This window comes from Enterobacteriaceae endosymbiont of Donacia vulgaris, from assembly GCF_012568445.1.
Taxonomy (GTDB): Bacteria; Pseudomonadota; Gammaproteobacteria; order Enterobacterales; family Enterobacteriaceae.
Window position 1 is genome coordinate 88,233 of record NZ_CP046190.1, and the last position, 18,845, is coordinate 107,077.

Genomic DNA, 18,845 nt, shown 5'->3' on the forward strand with positions numbered 1-18,845 from the left:
ACAAAAATTCATTGAATATTTTTAAATTTTACCCAAATAGGAGCGTGATCTGAAGGTCTAATTAAATTACGAATAGAATATTCTATATCTGAATCAAAATAATATTTTATTAATGAATGAGTAATTAAAATATTATCAATTCTTAAACCTTTATTCATAAGAAATCCTTTCGACCTATAATCAAACCAAGAAAATTTATTATTTATTAAAGGATTCATTAATCTCCAAATATCAAATAAACCCCAATTCAGTAATTTATTAATATAAAATCTTTCATGTGGTAAGAAAGAACATTTTCCTTGCTTTAACCATCTTTGACGATTTTTTTCGCCTATACCAATATCAAAATCAGAAATACTAATATTAATATCTCCCATAATTATGATATGATTTTTTGAATTTAGATTATTTTTAATATAAAAATATAAACTTTTTAAAAAGCTAATTTTATAATGAAATTTTATATTATTATTTTGATTATCTCCTTGCGGAAAATAACAATTTATAATTTTTATATTACCAATAGAACTATTTAAATCAATCATTATTAATCTTTTTTGATCATTAAAATTTGTTAAAAAATTTTTTTCAACATGAAATGGTATTTTTTTACTTAATAGAGCTACTCCATAATATTTTGATTGTCCACAAATATAAGTATTATATCCTAACTGGTATATTTTTTCTTTAGGAAAATTTTTATTATTTACTTTTATTTCTTGTAAACCAATTATATCAGGTTTATATATTTTTATAATTAATTTTAATTGATGTATATGTGCTCTTACACCATTAATATTAAATGAAAAAATTTTCATAAAATTTAATTTTAATTAATATAGTAATATTCTATTACAGAATAAGTAGTTATCCAATTTTTTTTATAAAATAAATTTAAATAAAAAAAATAATTTTTCTATTAATTTTTTCCAATATGGTCTTTGTATCCATAAATTATATTTTAATTTTTGTGATTTTAAAATATATTTATTTTGTAAATATAGAAGCGATTTACTAAAAATAGGATCATCTATAATTAAATTAATTTCAAAATTTAAATAAATACTTCGTATATCTAAATTTACGGTACCTATAAAACTAATTTTTTGATCAATGATAATACTTTTTGTATGTAGAAAACCTTTTTTTAATTGATAAATTTTTACTCCTGATTTTAATAATTTATAAAAAAGAAATTTACTTGCCCAATAAATAAAAATTGAATCATTATACTTAGAAATAATAATTTTTACATTTACTCCTCTCTCAGAGGCTATACAAATAGCAGATAATAAATTATTACTTGGTATTAAATAAGGTGTTGTAATAATTAAACTTTTTTTAGATAAAAATATTGCTGTAATTAAAGAATTATATATTATTTTTTTAGATAATTGTAACCCTGAAAATACTACTTGTATCCTATTTATACTATTGTTATTTTTATTATTATTTTTATTTTTATATTTAATTAAATTATTTTTTAATTGATTAATGGATAAAATATATTTTCCAGTTTCTATTTCCCAATCATATGAATAAATAATACTTATTGTATTAACAACAGGTCCTGTTATACGTACCATTAAATCAATCCATTTTATTAATTTAGTATTTTTTTTTAAATATTTTGAATCAATCATATTCATACTGCCAACATAAACTATTTCATTATCAATTAATATTATTTTTTTATGTTGTCTAAGATCTATACGAGAATGGAAAAAATTAAAAATTGTAATTTTTAATGATTTAACAATACAAATACCAACTTTAGTCATAAGTTGATACCAATAACTATAAAAAAAATTTTTACTTCCAATATAATCTAACATAATATAACATTTTACACCTCTTTTAGCTGCTAAAATTATATATTTTGAAATTTCATTTACTAATCCTTTAGGAATCCAGATATAAAATACAATATGTATACTATATTTTGCTAATTTTATATCATTAATTAATGATATAAAGAATTTTGATGATAATTCTAATAATTCTATAGAATTATTAGTCATACTAAATAAATTTTGTTTATTTTCACATAATTGAAATAGTGTTTGTATTTTTTTATTTACATAGATATTTTTTGTACATAATCCATAATGTTCTTGTAATTTCTTTAATAATGTACTATAATAAAACCATATTCTTTTTGCTTTTTGAGATTTATACTGTGTTTTTGAGTAGATTTCACCAAAAATAAAATAAAGAATAATGCCTATTTTAGGTAAAATATATAAAATAAGATACCATAATACATAAGATTTTATATCCTTATGTTTAATGAAAATTCTAATTATAATATAAATTATTATTATAATATTAATATTTAATAAAATTAAATTTAAAAAATTAATCATATTAATATAAATGAAATTTAATATTTTAAAAAATTAAAATTTTAAATTTTAAAAAGAAAATGAATAATATCACCATCTTTTATTATATAATTTTTACCTTCTATTTTCATTTTACCAAATAATTTTGCTTTTACTTGACTTTTATAAAAAATAAAATCTTTATAATGAATTATTTGTGCTCTAATAAAACCTTTTTGAATATCACTATGAATTTTTTTAGCAGCAAAGAATGTTGTAGTTCCTTTTAAAATACTCCATGATCTTGTTTCTTTAATACCTACTGTATAAAAAGTATGTAAATTTAATAACTTAAAACTATAAACTATTATTTTTTTTAAATCATAATTATCATTTATTGATAATAATTTTTGTTTTTCATAAAGTTTTTTAATACATATTTTTAAAATTAAGTAATTTTGATTAAGAATATTTATTTCTTCTGAAAATAAATTATTTTTAGTAAGAAGACTATTTTTATCTATATTAGCAATAATAATTATTGGTTTAATTGTTAATAATTTTAAACTTTTTAAAAATTTTATTTCTTCTATATTTAATTTTAATAAATTTAGTAATTTACCCTTTTTTAAATGATTCAAACAAATATTAAATAAATATTCCCATTTATTAAAATATTTTTCATTATTTTTTTTAGAAATATTTTTTTGTAATTTATATAATAAATTTATATCAAATTGAATAATTTCATTATTTATAATATGAACATCTTTTAATGGATTATATGATAAATTTAATATATTTTTATTTTTAAAACAACGTACTACATGAATAATAGCATTAACTTCTGATATATTATGTAAAAATTGATTTCCTAATCCTTCTCCTTTTGAGGCTCCTTTTATTAAACCAGCAATATCTACAAAAGTTATTGTTGATTGTATAGTTTTTTTAGATTTTACAATTTTAGATAAATAAAATAATCTATCATCAGGAACACTTACTATACTAGTATTTGGTTTTATTGTACAAAAAGGATAATTTAATGCATCTACATTAGATTTAGTTAATGCATTAAATAATGTTGATTTCCCTACATTTGGTAAACCTATAATACCACATTTTAATTCCATTATGTTATCCTTATTATTTTTTAGAATGTAAATAATTAATTGCTGTACTGTAATTACTTGTTTTAATAAAAATTAATAAAGCTTTTATGCTTTTTTTTATTGCAAAGTCAATATTTTTTTGTTCAATATTAGTTGGGTAATTTAATACAAAATTATTTACTTGCATTTTATTTCCTGGATGTCCTATACCTATTCTTAATCTGTAAAATAATTTATCATTAAAAATTTTAATAATACTATTAATTCCATTATGCCCACCACTACTTCCTCCATATTTAAATTTTATAATTCCAGGTAAATAATCTAATTCATCATGAATAATTAAAATATTTTTTAAAACAATTTTATAAAATTTAGATACAATAAATATTGATTTTCCTGAATTATTCATAAAAGAATTAGGTATTAACAAAATTATTTTTTTATTAAAAATATTAAGACAACCAATATATTCATTTAATTTTTTTATTTTTTCAAATTTTATATTAAATTTATTAGATAATTTTCTAATATAGTTTGCACCTATATTATGACGAGTTTTAATAAATTTATTGTTAAAATTATTACCTAATCCTACTATCATTTTAATATTATTCAAGTGTTTCCCTTATTAATTATAATTTATTTAAACATTATAGAAATAGATTCTTCATTACTAATTCTTCTTATTGTTTCTGCAAGCATATAAGATAGAGTTAGAACTCTAACATTATTTAATTTTTTTATTTTTTTTGTTAATGGGATACTATCACATACAATAATTTCATCTATTACAGAATTATAAATATTTTTAATTGCATCTCCAGAAAAAATAGCATGGGTTGCATAAGCAAAAACTTTTGTAGCTCCATGATTTTTTAATGCTTTAGCAGCCTGACATAATGTACCAGCTGTATCAATAATATCATCTATTAAAATACAATCTCTTTTATTTACATCTCCAATAATATTCATAACTTCAGTATTATTAAAACTAGGTCTTCTCTTATCTATTATAGCCATATCTGTACCATTAAATAATTTTTTTGCTAAAGATCTTGCACGTATTACTCCTCCAATATCAGGTGAAACTATAATAGGATTATTATATATATTTTTTGTGATATCTCTTAAAAAAATAGAACTTGCGAAAACATTATCTACAGGAACATTAAAAAATCCTTGAATTTGTTCTGCATGTAAATCTACTGTTAGTATTCTATCAACACCTACTCGAGATAAAAAATCAGCTATTACTTTAGCAGTAATCGGAACTCTTGCAGAACGGATTCTTCTATCTTGTCTAGCATATCCAAAATAAGGTATAACTGCAGTAATTCTACCAGCAGAAGCTCTTTTAAATGCATCAATCATTATAATTAATTCAATTAAATTATCATTTGTAGGATTACAAGTGGATTGAATAATAAAAATATCACTTCCTCTTATATTTTCATTTATTTGTACAGATATTTCTCCATCACTAAATTTACCTACAAATATTTTTCCTAAATTAATATATAAATGATTAGCAATTTTTGTTGCTAATTCAGGAATAGCATTACCAGAAAATAATTTCATATTAGTCATAAAAATTCCTTATAATTATATTTATAATTATACTTAAAATATGTATAATAAAAATATTAAAAATTAATAAAATTTAATAATTTACATTAAATATTATATTTTATTATTATACAATGTTAATATCTTGTAATAAGAATATTATTCTTACATAACAATATTATTATGTTTATAATAAGAGATATTCTATTTATAAATTTTTAAATATTAACATTATAATTATGCATTCTTATATTCTTAAAAAACTTAATATTTTATACAATAAATATAATGATATAACTAAAAAGTTAAGTAATTATAAAACATATAATAATAACAACTGTTTACGTAATTTATCTAAGGAATATTCAAAATTATCTAATATAATTAAATTATTTAAAAAATGGAAAAAATTACAATCTAATTTAATTAATAATAAAATATTGTTAAAAGAAAAAGATCAAGAAATACATCTAATGGTATTAGAAGATATAGAAAATATTAAAATTAAAAAAAAAAAAATAGAAACAAAAATATATAATTTACTTACACCTAAAAATAAAGAAGACACTCGTAATTGTTTTTTAGAAATTAAAGCTGGTTCTGGAGGAAATGAAGCAGCGATATTTGTCAAAGATATTTCAAGAATGTATATTAGATACGCAGAAACAAAAAAATGGAAAGTAGAAATTATACATATTCATTATAGTGAAAATAATCATGGTTTTAAAGAAATTATTTTAAAAATTACAGGAATAGGAGTATATGGAAAATTAAAATTTGAATCAGGAGGTCATAGAGTACAAAGAATTCCTGAAACAGAATCACAAGGTAGAATACATACATCTACATGTATTATTGCTGTTATGCCTGAATTATCAAAAACAGAAATGTCAAAAATAAATATCCAAGATTTAAAAATTGATACATTTAGATCTTCAGGAGCAGGAGGCCAACATGTTAATACAACAGATTCTGCAATCAGAATTACTCATATTCCTACTGGAATTGTAGTAGAATGTCAAGATGAAAGATCACAACATAAAAATAAATCAAGAGCTTTATCTGTTTTAGCTGCTAGAATAAATAAATTAGAAATAGAAAAAAGAAATAAAGATAATGCAATAAAAAAAAAAATATTATTAGGTAGTGGTGATCGTTCAGATAGAAATAGAACATATAATTTTATTCAAAAAAGGATAACAGATCATCGTATTAATTTAACACTTTATAAATTAAATGAAATTATGGATGGTAATTTAGATCTTTTAATAAAACCAATGATTCATCAATATATAAACAATAAATTATAATATATTATGAATATAATTAATGATTATTAGACAATACTTAGAATATTCTTACAATATTTTAAAAAAAAATAAAATTTTAGCATATCAATTAGAATCAGTTATAATATTATCTTTTGTTTTAAAAAAATCTAAATCATGGATTTATGGTTTTAGTGAAACAAAAATAAATAATAAACAATTAACAACATTACAAAATTTTTTAAAAAGAAGAATTAAAGGAGAACCAATAGCATATTTATTAGGTTTTTGTGAGTTTTGGTCATTAAAAATTTATGTATCTCCTTATGTTTTAATACCTCGTAAAGAAACAGAAATATTAGTAGAAATTGTTTTAAAAAAAATTAATATTGATACAAAAAAAATATTAGATTTAGGTACTGGAAGTGGGGCTATATCATTAGCCATTGCTTCTAAATTTAATTTTATTAATATTACTGCTACAGATATTTCTAAAAAAATTATCAATTTAGCAAAATATAATGCTAAAAAATTACATATTAACAATATTAATTTTTTAATAAGTAATTGGTTTAGTAATTTAAAAAATAATAAATTTGATATTATAATAAGTAATCCTCCTTATATAAGTTATTTTGAGTATTTATTTTTAAAAAAACAATTAAAATTTGAACCTACTAAATCATTAGTATCACATAATAATGGATTAGCTGATTTATATAAGATTATTTTACATTCTTTCAAATATTTAAATAATTATGGCTGGCTCATATTAGAACATGGATATAAACAGGGAAGTATTCTAAAAAAAATACTAAAAACAAATCAATTTCAAAATATTATGCAATATCATGATATACAACAGCATTATAGAGTTATTTGTGGACAAAAAATATTATTTTAAATTATATAAAATGTTAATTTATTAAATATAATTTTTTATAAAAAATATTTTATATAAAAAACTGAAATTAATATTTTTAATATATTTAAAAGAGAAATTTTGGTATTATAATGATATATTTATTTTAATAAAAGTAAAAAATGGAACAAAATAATAATTCTAAAAAAATAAATTTATCTAATAAAATCAAATTATTAGAAATAGATCATAGAATTATAGGAAAGAAGTTAAATCTATACCATTTTCAAGATAAATCTCCAGGAATGGTTTTTTGGCATAATAATGGTTATATTATTTTTAAAGAATTAGAAAAATTTTTACGTTTAAAATTAACTGAATATAATTATTTAGAAGTAAAAACGCCTTTAATAACTGATTTTTCTATTTGGGAAAAAACAGGACATTGGAAAATTTATAAAGAAGCTATTTTTACTACTGTTTCAGAAAATAGAAATTATTGTATTAAACCAATGAATTGTCCTGGACATATGCAAATTTTCCAACAAAAATTAAAATCTTACAGAGATTTACCTTTAAGAATTGCGGAATTTGGAATTTGTCATAGAAATGAACCATCTGGTTCTTTACTAGGATTAATGAGACTAAGAAATTTTACACAAGATGATGCTCATATTTTTTGTACAAAAAAACAAGTTATAAAAGAAATAGAAAATTGTATTCATATGATGTATGATATTTATCATATTTTTGGTTTTAAAAAATTTCTTGTAAAATTATCTACTAGACCAACAAATAAAATTGGTGATAATATTATTTGGGATAAAGCAGAAAAAGATTTATCTTATATTTTAAAAAAACTAAATATTAAATTTGAATATCAAAAAGGAGAAGGTGCTTTTTATGGCCCTAAAATAGAGTTTTCTTTTTTTGATTGTTTAAATAGAGAATGGCAATGTGGTACAATACAATTAGATTTTGTGTTACCTAAATATTTAAATTTATTTTATATTAATACTAAAAATAAGCATAGTACTCCAGTAATAATTCATCGTGCAATTTTAGGTTCATTAGAAAGATTTATAGGTATTCTTATTGAAGAATTTTCTGGATATTTACCTATTTGGTTAGCTCCAGTACAAATAATAATTTTAAATATCAGTGAGAAACATAATCAATACGTTATAAAAATATTTGAAATTTTTAAAAAAAATAATTTTCGTGTTAAATATAATATAAAAAATCAAAAACTTTCATTTAAAATTAGAAAATATACCATACAACATATTCCATATATTTTAATTTGTGGAGATGAAGAAATTAAAAATAAGAATATTTCTGTAAGAGATTGTTTTGGTAAAAGTTTGGGATTTATGAAAATCCATGATATTATCAATAAAATAAAAGAAGAAATTAATAATTATTATATTCATAGAAAAAAAGAAGAGAGGTAAAATATTAAAATTGGAAAAAGAAATATACAATTATTACGTCCTAATAAAATTAATGAAAATATTAGAAGTAAAATTGTAAGATTAATAGGATTAAATGGTGAACAAATTGGTATAATTAATATAAAAGAAGCTTTAATTAAAGCAAAAAACACCGGATTTGATCTAGTTGAAATTAGTCCTAATTCTGAACCTCCTGTTTGTCGAATAATGGATTATGGTAAATTTTTATATACAAAAAATAAAGCATCTAAGGAACAAAAAAAAAAACAAAAAATAATACATTTGAAAGAAATTAAATTTCGGCCAGGAACAGATACAGGAGATTATAAAGTTAAGTTACGTAACTTAATTCGTTTTTTAAAAAAAGGAGATAAAATAAAAGTTACTTTAAGATTTAGAGGAAGAGAGATGGTTCATACAAAACTAGGATTTTCTATGTTAAATCGTATTAAAAATGATTTACAAAATTTAGCTATAGTAGAATCATTTCCATCTAAAGTTGAAAGTAGACAGATTATAATGATTTTAATTCCAAAAAAATAATTATTAATACATAAATTTGGATTTTGTGATATGAATAAATTAAAAACAGTACGTAGTGTTGCTAAACGTTTTAAAAAAACAAGTAATGGTTTTTTTAAACATAAACAAGCTAACTTAAGACATTTATTAACAAAAAAAAGTAAAAAAAAAAAAAGATCTTTAAGACATAAGAAAATAGTTACAAAAGGAGACTCATATTCATTAAAAATTTGTTTACCTTATTCATAAAATAAGTAAACATATGAAAAAAATAATAATTACAGGAACTTAAATTATATGGTAAGAATTAAACGTGGAGTTACTGCAAAAGCAAGACATAAAAAAATTATTAAGCAAGCAAAAGGATATTATGGCTCAAGATCTAGAACTTATAGATCTGCTTTTCAAGCAGTAATTAAATCTGGACAGTATGCATACAGAGATAGAAAACAAAAAAAAAGAAAATTTCGTCAATTATGGATTATGAGAATTAATGCAGCAGCACGTCAAAAAAACATATCTTATAATCATTTAATTTTTAAATTAAAAAAAAATAATATTAATATAAATAGAAAAATTTTAGCTGATATGGCTATGTTTGATTATTTATCTTTTGAAAGATTAATAAATTTTACAAGTACTTAAAATTATATTTATGAAATTAAATATATTTTTTTTATATATGAATATTTATATTATCTTGTGTTAATGAGTAGATTTATATGTTATCTGATGATATAGTTGCTATTGCAAAAAAAGAAAGTTATGCAGTAAAAAATATTAATGATTTAAATAAATTAAAGATTAAATATTTAGGAAAAAAAGGATACATTACAATACAATTTTTATCAATAAAAAATTTAAATAAGAAAGAAAAAATTAAAAAAAGTATTATTTTTAATAAACAAAAAATACAAATACAAAAAATAATAATAAAACGTAAAAAAGAAATAGAATTAGTAAAAAATAATAAAGAATTTTTAAATCAAAAAATTGATATTACATTACCAGGAAAATATATTAAAATTGGTTCTGAACATCCAATAAAAAGTATAATTAGTGAAATTGAAGAATTTTTTATGAATATTGGCTTTAAAATAGTTACAGGTCCAGAAATAGAAGATGTTTATCATAATTTTGATGCATTAAACATTTCAAAAAATCATCCAATAAGAAAAGAACAAGATACATTTTGGTTAGATAAAAATATTTTATTACGTACTCAAACTTCTAATGTACAAATTAGAACAATGAAAAAAGAAAGACCTCCTATACGTATATTAACTTCTGGTAAAGTATATCGTAATGACTACGATAGCAGTCATACACCTATGTTTCATCAAATAGAAGGATTATTTATTGATAAAAAAGTAACTTTAACTCATCTTAAAGGAACATTAAATTTATTCCTAAACTTTTTTTTTAATAAAAAATATAAAATACGTTTTCGACCTTCTTATTTTCCTTTTACAGAACCTTCTTTAGAAGTAGATATTTTAAATCAAAATAAACAATGGATAGAAATTTTAGGAGCAGGTATGGTACATCCTAATGTATTAAAAAATATTAAAGTAAATTTTTCTAAATATTATGGATTTGCTTTTGGATTAGGAATTGAAAGATTAGCTATGTTACGTTATAACATTAATGATATTCGTTCATTTTATGAAAATGATATACGTTTTCTTAAACAATTTAAATTTAATAATTTTATATGATAAAATTTAGTACATCATGGTTAAATGAATGGTTAAATTATGATAAAGATATCAACTCTTTATCAGAAAAAATAACAATGTTAGGATTTGAAGTAGAAAGAATTGAATATATTAAAAAAAAAACAAATTTTGATAATATTTATGTAGGAGAAATAATTAAATCTGATTTATATACAACAGATCCTAAAATTTATAAATTAAAAATTTTAATTAATAATGAGAAATTATTAAAAATATTTTCTAATATTAATATTTTTAAAAAGAAAACTAAAATTGTTTTAGCAACTAAAAATTCGTCTTTATATAAAAAATATATTAATCATCCAGAGTATTTTTTTTTATTAAAATCAGAAGGTTTATTATGTTCTAAAAAAATTTTGAATTTATATGAAAATAATATTTTAACAAAAAATCTTATTAAACTACCTAATAATAGTTGTAATGGCGAAGATGCAAATAAGTACTTATATATAACTGATAATATTTTACATATTAATATACCTACTAATAGGACAGATTGTTTAAGTATATTAGGATTTACTAGAGAATTATCTGTTTTAAAAAAATTTTTTTATTTTAAAAAACCATATATTAATAATTTAAAGAAAAAATCAAAAATATATAAAATTAATATTAATTTTGATAAGAATATTAATGATATATTATATCAATATAATTATTGTATTATTAAAAATATTAATTTAAATAAAGAAATCCCATTATTTATTAAAAATAAATTATTACAATCTAGTATTAGAATTGTATCTGAAAATCCATTATTAAATATTTATAACTATATAATTTTAGAATTAGGATATCCCATTCAATTTTATGATTTGAATAAAATTCAAGGTAATATTTATATAGAAAATAATAAACAAAATAAAAATAATTTCTTAAATTTTGAAAATCAAAAAATTAATTTAATAAATAATAATTATCTTTTATTAATAAAAGATAATAATAAAATAATTTCGATACCAGGAATAACACAAAATAAAAATGTAATTGTTAATTTAAAAACAAAAGATATTTTTATAGAATGTTTTTTTATAAAAAAAGAATATTTTAATTTTTTACTTAGTAAAAATCCTTATTTTAATAATAAAACTAATATCTATACTAGATTTCTAGACCCATATATTCAAAAAGAAGTTATAATAAGAACGGTAAATTTAATTTTAAAAATATTTGGTGGAAATAGAAGTAAAATTTATACAAATAATATTAATAATATTAATTATATAAAAAAGAAAATTAAATTATCATTTAAACATATATATAAAATGTTAGGTTTTAATATTTTAAAAAAAGATATAATTGATATTTTAAATAAATTAGGTTTTTTAATAATAAAAAAAACAACTAATAATTACATAATTAAAATACCTAGTTGGCGTAACGATATAGAAATTGAAGAAGATTTAATAGAAGAAATTATACGGGTATATGGATATGATAAAATTCCGAGTAAAATAAAAATATATTTAATTCAAAAAAATATTTTAAATAAAAAAAAAGTAATATTAAAAAATACAAATATTAATATTAAAAATATTAAAAATATTTTAATTAATAAAGGATATCATGAAGTTATTAATTATAGTTTTATTAATCCAAAAATACAATCAATATTATATCCAAATATAAAACATATTAAAATTAATAACCCTTTAACTAATGAAACATCAGTTATGCGTAATTCTTTATCATATGGATTAATAAATAATATTGTTTACAATCAAAATAGACAACAAAAAAATTTACGTTTTTTCGAATATGGATTGTGTTTTTTAAAAGATTTAAAAGAAAAAATTGGTATTTCTCAAAAATTAATGTTAGCTGGGATAACAAATGGAAATTTATATTCCGATTATTGGGGGAAAAAAAAAGAATTAATTAATTTTTATGATATTAAAGGTGATATAGAATATATTTTTAAAGTTTTTGATCAATCTAATATAATAGAATTTCGTCCACAGCATGATAATAAAATATTACATCCATATATAAGTACATCAATATATTTAAATAATATATGTATTGGATATTTGGGTATGTTACATCCTAATTTAATTAATTTTTTTAATATAAAATATGATACTTTTCTATTTGAAATTTTTTTTAATAAAATTATTATTAATAATAATTTCAATTTTACAAAAATCATTAATTTACCAATTAATAAAAGAGATATATCCTTTTCTATAAAACAAAATATATATTTTGTAGAAATTTTGTCTTTATTAAAAAAACTAAAATTAAAAGAAATAATAAAAATAACTTTAATTGATATATATCAAGGAAATAATATTCCTATAGGATACAAAAATATTACTTTAAGTTTATTTATTCAACATAAAGATCATACATTAAAAGAAGAAGAAATTAACAAAATATTAAATAAATGTATTTTAGAATTAAAAAATAAATTTCAAATTTTATTAAGAGATAACATTTAAATATAAATTTATTTAATTAATCAAAGTTTTTTTATGATAAATAATATATATTACTATTATAATAAATAAATTCACTTTAAAAAAATATGTTTACAGGTATTATTCAATCTATAGGTATAATTCAAAATATTATTCTTAAAAAAAATTTGTATTTTTTATATATAAAAACAAATAAAAACTTTATAAAAAATTTACAAATAGGAGAATCTATTTCAAATAATGGATGTTGTTTAACAATTATTAAATTACATAATAATGTGATGATTTTTAATCTAATTAAACAAACATTTAATAATACAACTTTTAAAAAAATAAAAATTGGAGATTATGTCAACCTTGAAAAACCTATAAAACTGAAAAATTTTATAGGAGGTCATATAGTTTCTGGACATATTACTAGTATAGCAATTATTACTAATATTACAAATTATACTTCTTCTAAAATTTTATGGATAAAACCGAAAAATATTTTACAAATGAGATATATTTTTAAAAAAGGATCTGTGTGTATAGATGGAGTTAGTTTAACAATAGATAAAAAATTAAAAAATCAATTTAGTGTAAATATAATACCAAAAACATTATCTAAAACTACATTATCCAAAAAAAATACTTATAATTATGTAAATATTGAAACTGATATACATACTAGAATTATTATTAAAACTGTAGAAAGATTATTTAATAATATTAAATATTTTAAACATAATAAAAGGAATATAAATGTTAAAAAAAAAAAAAATAAATATTATAGAAAAATTAGAAAATCATAATATTTTATATCAAGTAACTAATAAAATTATTTTATCTAAAATTTTAAATGAAACAAAAATTAATCTTTATTGTGGTTTTGATTTAACTGCAGATAGTTTACATATAGGACATTTAATACAACTGATTGTACTTAAATATTTTCAAGAATTAGGACATACACCAATAATTTTATTAGGAGGTGCAACAAGTTTAATTGGAGATCCTAGTTTTAAATTAAAAAAAAGAAAAATTAATCCAATAGATCATATAAATATTTGGTTTCATAAAATTAGTTCACAATTAAAGAATTTTTTAGATTTTAATTGTGGTAAAAACAGTGCAATTATAATTAATAATTATAAATGGTTTCAGAAAATGAATATTTTATTTTTTTTAGAAAAAATTGCAAAATATTTTAGTGTAAATCATATGATAAACAAGGATGCTATAAAAAAAAGAATGATAAGTAATGATATTGAAGGAATTTCTTTTACCGAATTTTCTTATAATTTATTACAATCATATGATTTTGCTTATTTAAATAAAAATTTTAATGTTATCCTCCAAATTGGAGGTTCTGATCAATGGGGACATATTGTATCAGGAATAGATTTAATTAAAAAAATAAATAAAAAAAAAGTTTTTGGATTAACTACTAATTTAATTATTAAAAATGATGGAACTAAATTTGGGAAAACTGAAAGAAAAACAATTTGGTTAGACTCTCAAAAAACTAATCCATATAAATTTTTTCAATTTTGGTTAAATATACCAGATTCTATTGTATTTAAATTTTTAAATATGTTTACTAATTATGAATTAGAAATTATTAATATTTTTAATAAAAAAAAAAATAATATTAAAAGAAACAGTCCTCAATATCTTCTTGCAGAATATATGACTAAAATGGTTCATGGAGAAAAAAATTTAATTATATCAAAAAAAATCACTCATTTACTCTTTTATAAAAATATAAATAATTTTTCAGAAAATGATTTTTTAATATTACTTAAAAATATTAAAAATATTTATTTAGAAAATAAAAATATTGATTTATTATCCATATTAGTTTTAAGTAAGTTTGCATCTTCTAAAAATAAAGCATCTATTTTAATTAATTCAAAATCGATATATATTAATAATGAAAATATATCGAATGTTACATTTATATTTACAAAATATCATAAAAAATTTAATCATTTTTCTCTTTTACGTAAAGGTAAAAAAAATTTTTGTTTAATTTATTGGAAATAAGAAAAATTTTATATTTTAAAATATAAAATTCCTATGCGTTCTAGAGGATTTGAACCTCTGACTTTCACCATGTCATAGTGACACTCTAACCACTGAGTTAAGAACGCATACAAAAAATAAGAATTTATTATATACCATATATATTTAATAATCAATTTTTTGTATTTTTAGAATACGTAATATGATTAATATTACTGCAATAATTAAACCAATAATAAAACCAATCCAAAAACCAGAAGGGCCCATATGATAAGTAATTAAATTAGTAATAGATAAAATATAACCAATAGGTAAACTAATAATCCAATATGATATAAATGTAACTAAAAAAATAAATTTAGTATCTTTATATCCTTTTAAAGTACCTGAACCAATAACTTGAATAGAATCTAAAAATTGATAAATAGATGCTAATAATATTAAATTTGATGATAAATGTATAATATTTTTATTATGATTAAAAAATGAAGCAATTTTATCTTTAAAAAAAAAACTTACTAAAATAATAATAACAGATATTATTATACCTATAGTTTGAGAAATCCAACTAATAATTTTTGCATTATCTTTATTTCCTAAACCTAAATAAAATCCTACTAATATAGTAGTAGCAATACTTAAAGATAAAGGAATAATAAAAATTAAAGAACTAAAATTTAAAGCTATTTGATGACTAATAATATCGTCTATACCCATTTTTGATGATATTAATAATGATACAATACTAAATAATGTAATTTCAAAAAAAATAGATAATCCAATAGGTAATCCTAATTTAAATATTTTTTTTAAAATTTTAAAATTAGGTTTATTTAATAAATTAAAACACCTTATTTTTTTAAAGTAAGTAGATTTAAACATCCATAACATAGTTATAAAAAATAATATCCAATATATTAATACTATAGAGATACTACATCCTAAAATACCTAATGGAGGTATATAAAAAAAACCATAAATAAAAATATAATTAATTGGTATATATATAATTACTCCTACCCAGCTAATAATCATATCTGGTATGATTAATTCTAGTGATATACATAAACAACGTAATATTTGTAATAGTAAATATCCTGGTATACTCCAAATAATTATATTCAAAAATCTTTTTATTTTAAAAACAAAAAATTTATTATGAAATAATAAAGATATTAAAAAATTTATCTTATATAAAATAAACATCATTATAAATGACAATATCATTGCTAATAAATATGATTGTTTAATATAATTTATTATTTTTCTTTGATTATTAGATATATATAATTTTGTAATAATAGGTATTAAAGATAAAAAAATACCATGTCCAAATAATATTATTGGTAACCATATTGATGTTCCTATTGATAATATAGCAATATCAGTTTTATTAAAAGAACTAGACATGATAATATTAATAATACTTATTAAAAGATAAGCTATTTGTGTTAAAATTATTGGTATAGCAATATTCAATAATTTTTTTATTTCAATTAAATATTTTTGCACATATCTTCTCTTTCAAATTTTAATATTTATTAAAAAAAATTTACTTTTAAAAAAAAGTAAATTATTATATATGTAATTATGTTAATTTTTTATCATTATAAATAAAGTAGAAAATTTTATGCAAATTTTTGATAAAATTAAAAAACAAATTAATAATAATCATGTAATTTTATATATGAAAGGAAATCCTAAAAATCCTCAATGTGGTTTTTCTGATAGAACTGTAAAAATTATTTTATTTTATAAAATTAAATTTACTTATATTGATGTTTTGAAAAATCCTGATATTAGAAAATATTTACCAAAATATGCTAATTGGCCAACATTTCCTCAACTCTGGGTTAATAAAGAATTAATAGGAGGTTATGATATTTTATACACATTACATAATAATGGTCAATTAAAAAATATTTTAAATTTTAAAAACATAATTTAGATATTTTATAAAAATTAGGAATAAATAGGAGGCCATCCACCTTTTTTTTTCCATTTATTAACTAATTTACAAAATAATTCAGCAGTACGATTTGCGTCATATAATGCTGAATGAGCTTGAGTACTATCAAATGATATATTAAGTGCATGACAAGATTTAGCTAAAACAGTTTGGCCTAAAATTAAACCACACATTGAAGCTGTATCAAATATTACAAAAGAATGAAATGGGTTATATTTTACCATATTTGTTCTTTTAATAGCTTCCATGATAAAACTATGATCAAAGCTAGCATTATGAGCTACTATAACTGCTTTTCTACATTTATTTATTTTTATATCTTGAGATATTTTTTTAAAAATAATTTTTAAAGCTTCTGTTTCAGTTATAGCACCTCTTAAAGAGGTATTAATATTAATACCATTGAATGCTAATGCTTCTGGAGAAATATGAGAACCTTTAAATGGTAAAATATGAAAATGTAATGTTTCATTTTTTTTTAGCCAACCATTCTGCATTTTTAATGTTATTAGACTTATTTCTAATATAGCATTATATTTAGAATTAAATCCTGAAGTTTCGATGTCAATTACAACAGGATAAAAACCTCTAAATCTATAAGATAAAAGGTCTAATTTTGATAAGTTATTCATTTTTATTTTTTGAACTTTTATTTAAATATATTTCATATTAATATTATATACATAAATAAGTTATACTTTTATAAAAAAAAATACAAGTATAAAATGTTTTATATATTTTCATACTTTCAAAAATATTAATATTTTTAATAAAATTATTTTAGATAAAATAATTTTAGTGAATTAAAGGCGATAAAAATGTTAACAAAAATAATTAAATTTAAAAAAAATAATTTTTCATTTTATGTAATTTATTTATATAATAGTGAACCTGAACTTATATTTAATGAAATAAAAAAAAAAATCAATCATTCTCCTATATTTTTCAAAAAAATATCAGTTATTATTAATATTTATCATATAAAAAATGAAATAAATTGGGAAAAAGTTTATAATGCTATTATTGCTACAGGAATTAATATTATAGGAGTAAGTGGTTGTAATAATAAAAATATAATTAAAAATATAAATAATACTGGTTTACCTATTTTATTTACAAATAATAAAGATAAAAAAAAGAATAATAATGTTGATATTAAAAATAGGGAAAATATTACTAATAATAAAGTACCAAAATCTATTATTAAAATAATAAAAGAAAAAAGCTCATTATCATTAAATGATAATATTACTTTTAATAAAAGTAAAATTATTTTAAATCCTATTAGATCTGGACAACAAATTTATGCTTATAATAGTGATTTAATTATTATAAATAATGTTAGTACAGGAGCTGAGTTAATAGCAGATGGTAATATTCATATTTATGGTTTTATGAGAGGAAAAGCTTTATCTGGTGCTAATGGAGATACAAATTGTCAAATTTTTTGTAATCAATTATTTGCTGAAATGTTATCAATTGCTGGTGAATATTTACTTCAGGATCAAATTCCTGATAAATTTTTAGGTAAATCATCAAGAATATATTTAAAAAATAAAGTATTAACAATAAAATCATGTAATTAATTTTATTTACATT

At 18.7% G+C, this 18,845-nt stretch carries 19 protein-coding genes and 1 tRNA gene; 12 read left to right on the forward strand and 8 right to left on the reverse strand.

The window, feature by feature from the left end; genetic code table 11:
• Positions 1-8: 8 nt before the first annotated feature.
• The 5 genes from xthA to GJU01_RS00480 form a co-directional block, all read right to left on the reverse strand.
• Positions 9-818, reverse strand: coding sequence for an exodeoxyribonuclease III (gene xthA, locus GJU01_RS00460; RefSeq protein WP_168867898.1), 810 nt, complete (start codon positions 816-818; stop codon positions 9-11).
• Between the two features lie 63 nt (positions 819-881).
• On the reverse strand, positions 882-2,366 hold the full coding sequence (gene cls / locus GJU01_RS00465) for a cardiolipin synthase (RefSeq protein ID WP_168867899.1): 1,485 nt from the start codon (positions 2,364-2,366) through the stop codon (positions 882-884).
• Positions 2,367-2,407: 41 nt separating this feature from the next.
• Entirely contained in the window at positions 2,408-3,457 is a 1,050-nt protein-coding gene (ychF, locus tag GJU01_RS00470) for a redox-regulated ATPase YchF (RefSeq protein ID WP_168867900.1), read from the reverse strand.
• Between the two features lie 13 nt (positions 3,458-3,470).
• Positions 3,471-4,055: an aminoacyl-tRNA hydrolase gene (gene pth, locus GJU01_RS00475; RefSeq protein ID WP_168867901.1), complete on the reverse strand. Its 585-nt coding sequence runs from the start codon at positions 4,053-4,055 to the stop codon at positions 3,471-3,473.
• A 23-nt stretch (positions 4,056-4,078) separates the two neighbouring features.
• Entirely contained in the window at positions 4,079-5,026 is a 948-nt protein-coding gene (locus GJU01_RS00480) for a ribose-phosphate pyrophosphokinase (protein ID WP_168867902.1), read from the reverse strand.
• Between the two features lie 218 nt (positions 5,027-5,244).
• Between GJU01_RS00480 and prfA the strand changes: the two genes are divergently transcribed.
• From prfA to tyrS, 10 genes are all read left to right on the forward strand, one after another.
• Positions 5,245-6,315 (forward strand): peptide chain release factor 1, encoded by a 1,071-nt coding sequence (prfA, locus tag GJU01_RS00485; RefSeq protein WP_168867903.1) that lies wholly within the window; start codon positions 5,245-5,247, stop codon positions 6,313-6,315.
• 19 nt (positions 6,316-6,334) lie between these two features.
• Complete coding sequence (prmC, locus tag GJU01_RS00490) at positions 6,335-7,177, forward strand: peptide chain release factor N(5)-glutamine methyltransferase (protein ID WP_168867904.1); 843 nt, start codon at positions 6,335-6,337, stop codon at positions 7,175-7,177.
• 140 nt (positions 7,178-7,317) lie between these two features.
• Positions 7,318-8,589, forward strand: a complete 1,272-nt coding sequence (gene thrS, locus GJU01_RS00495; protein WP_168867905.1) for a threonine--tRNA ligase — start codon at positions 7,318-7,320, stop codon at positions 8,587-8,589.
• Between the two features lie 3 nt (positions 8,590-8,592).
• Positions 8,593-9,132: a translation initiation factor IF-3 gene (infC, locus tag GJU01_RS00500; protein ID WP_168868217.1), complete on the forward strand. Its 540-nt coding sequence runs from the start codon at positions 8,593-8,595 to the stop codon at positions 9,130-9,132.
• Positions 9,133-9,162: 30 nt separating this feature from the next.
• On the forward strand, positions 9,163-9,360 hold the full coding sequence (gene rpmI, locus GJU01_RS00505; protein ID WP_168867906.1) for a 50S ribosomal protein L35: 198 nt from the start codon (positions 9,163-9,165) through the stop codon (positions 9,358-9,360).
• Between the two features lie 48 nt (positions 9,361-9,408).
• On the forward strand, positions 9,409-9,756 hold the full coding sequence (gene rplT, locus GJU01_RS00510) for a 50S ribosomal protein L20 (protein ID WP_168867907.1): 348 nt from the start codon (positions 9,409-9,411) through the stop codon (positions 9,754-9,756).
• A 77-nt stretch (positions 9,757-9,833) separates the two neighbouring features.
• Positions 9,834-10,829, forward strand: coding sequence for a phenylalanine--tRNA ligase subunit alpha (pheS, locus tag GJU01_RS00515; RefSeq protein ID WP_168867908.1), 996 nt, complete (start codon positions 9,834-9,836; stop codon positions 10,827-10,829).
• Positions 10,826-13,291: a phenylalanine--tRNA ligase subunit beta gene (gene pheT, locus GJU01_RS00520; protein ID WP_168867909.1), complete on the forward strand. Its 2,466-nt coding sequence runs from the start codon at positions 10,826-10,828 to the stop codon at positions 13,289-13,291. The genes pheS and pheT overlap by 4 nt, the downstream gene beginning before the upstream one ends.
• Positions 13,292-13,377: 86 nt before the next feature.
• Positions 13,378-14,064: a riboflavin synthase gene (locus GJU01_RS00525; protein ID WP_168867910.1), complete on the forward strand. Its 687-nt coding sequence runs from the start codon at positions 13,378-13,380 to the stop codon at positions 14,062-14,064.
• A complete protein-coding gene (gene tyrS / locus GJU01_RS00530; protein WP_168867911.1) occupies positions 14,015-15,298 on the forward strand; it encodes a tyrosine--tRNA ligase in 1,284 nt (427 codons plus the stop codon). Before GJU01_RS00525 ends, tyrS begins: the two co-directional genes overlap by 50 nt.
• Before the next feature lie 34 nt (positions 15,299-15,332).
• On the opposite strand, the gene GJU01_RS00535 is transcribed toward tyrS, so the two are convergent.
• Positions 15,333-15,405 (reverse strand) — tRNA-Val (locus GJU01_RS00535).
• Between the two features lie 37 nt (positions 15,406-15,442).
• On the reverse strand, positions 15,443-16,789 hold the full coding sequence (locus GJU01_RS00540; protein ID WP_168867912.1) for an MATE family efflux transporter: 1,347 nt from the start codon (positions 16,787-16,789) through the stop codon (positions 15,443-15,445).
• Between the two features lie 118 nt (positions 16,790-16,907).
• On the opposite strand from GJU01_RS00540, the gene grxD reads away from it, so the two are divergent.
• Positions 16,908-17,225, forward strand: a complete 318-nt coding sequence (gene grxD, locus GJU01_RS00545) for a Grx4 family monothiol glutaredoxin (protein WP_168867913.1) — start codon at positions 16,908-16,910, stop codon at positions 17,223-17,225.
• A 14-nt stretch (positions 17,226-17,239) separates the two neighbouring features.
• Here grxD and rnt read toward each other — a convergent pair whose 3' ends face one another.
• Positions 17,240-17,878, reverse strand: coding sequence for a ribonuclease T (gene rnt, locus GJU01_RS00550; RefSeq protein ID WP_168867914.1), 639 nt, complete (start codon positions 17,876-17,878; stop codon positions 17,240-17,242).
• Positions 17,879-18,064: 186 nt separating this feature from the next.
• Here rnt and minC point away from each other — a divergent pair, with 186 nt between their 5' ends.
• Entirely contained in the window at positions 18,065-18,832 is a 768-nt protein-coding gene (minC, locus tag GJU01_RS00555) for a septum site-determining protein MinC (protein WP_168867915.1), read from the forward strand.
• The last annotated feature ends 13 nt before the right edge of the window (positions 18,833-18,845 follow it).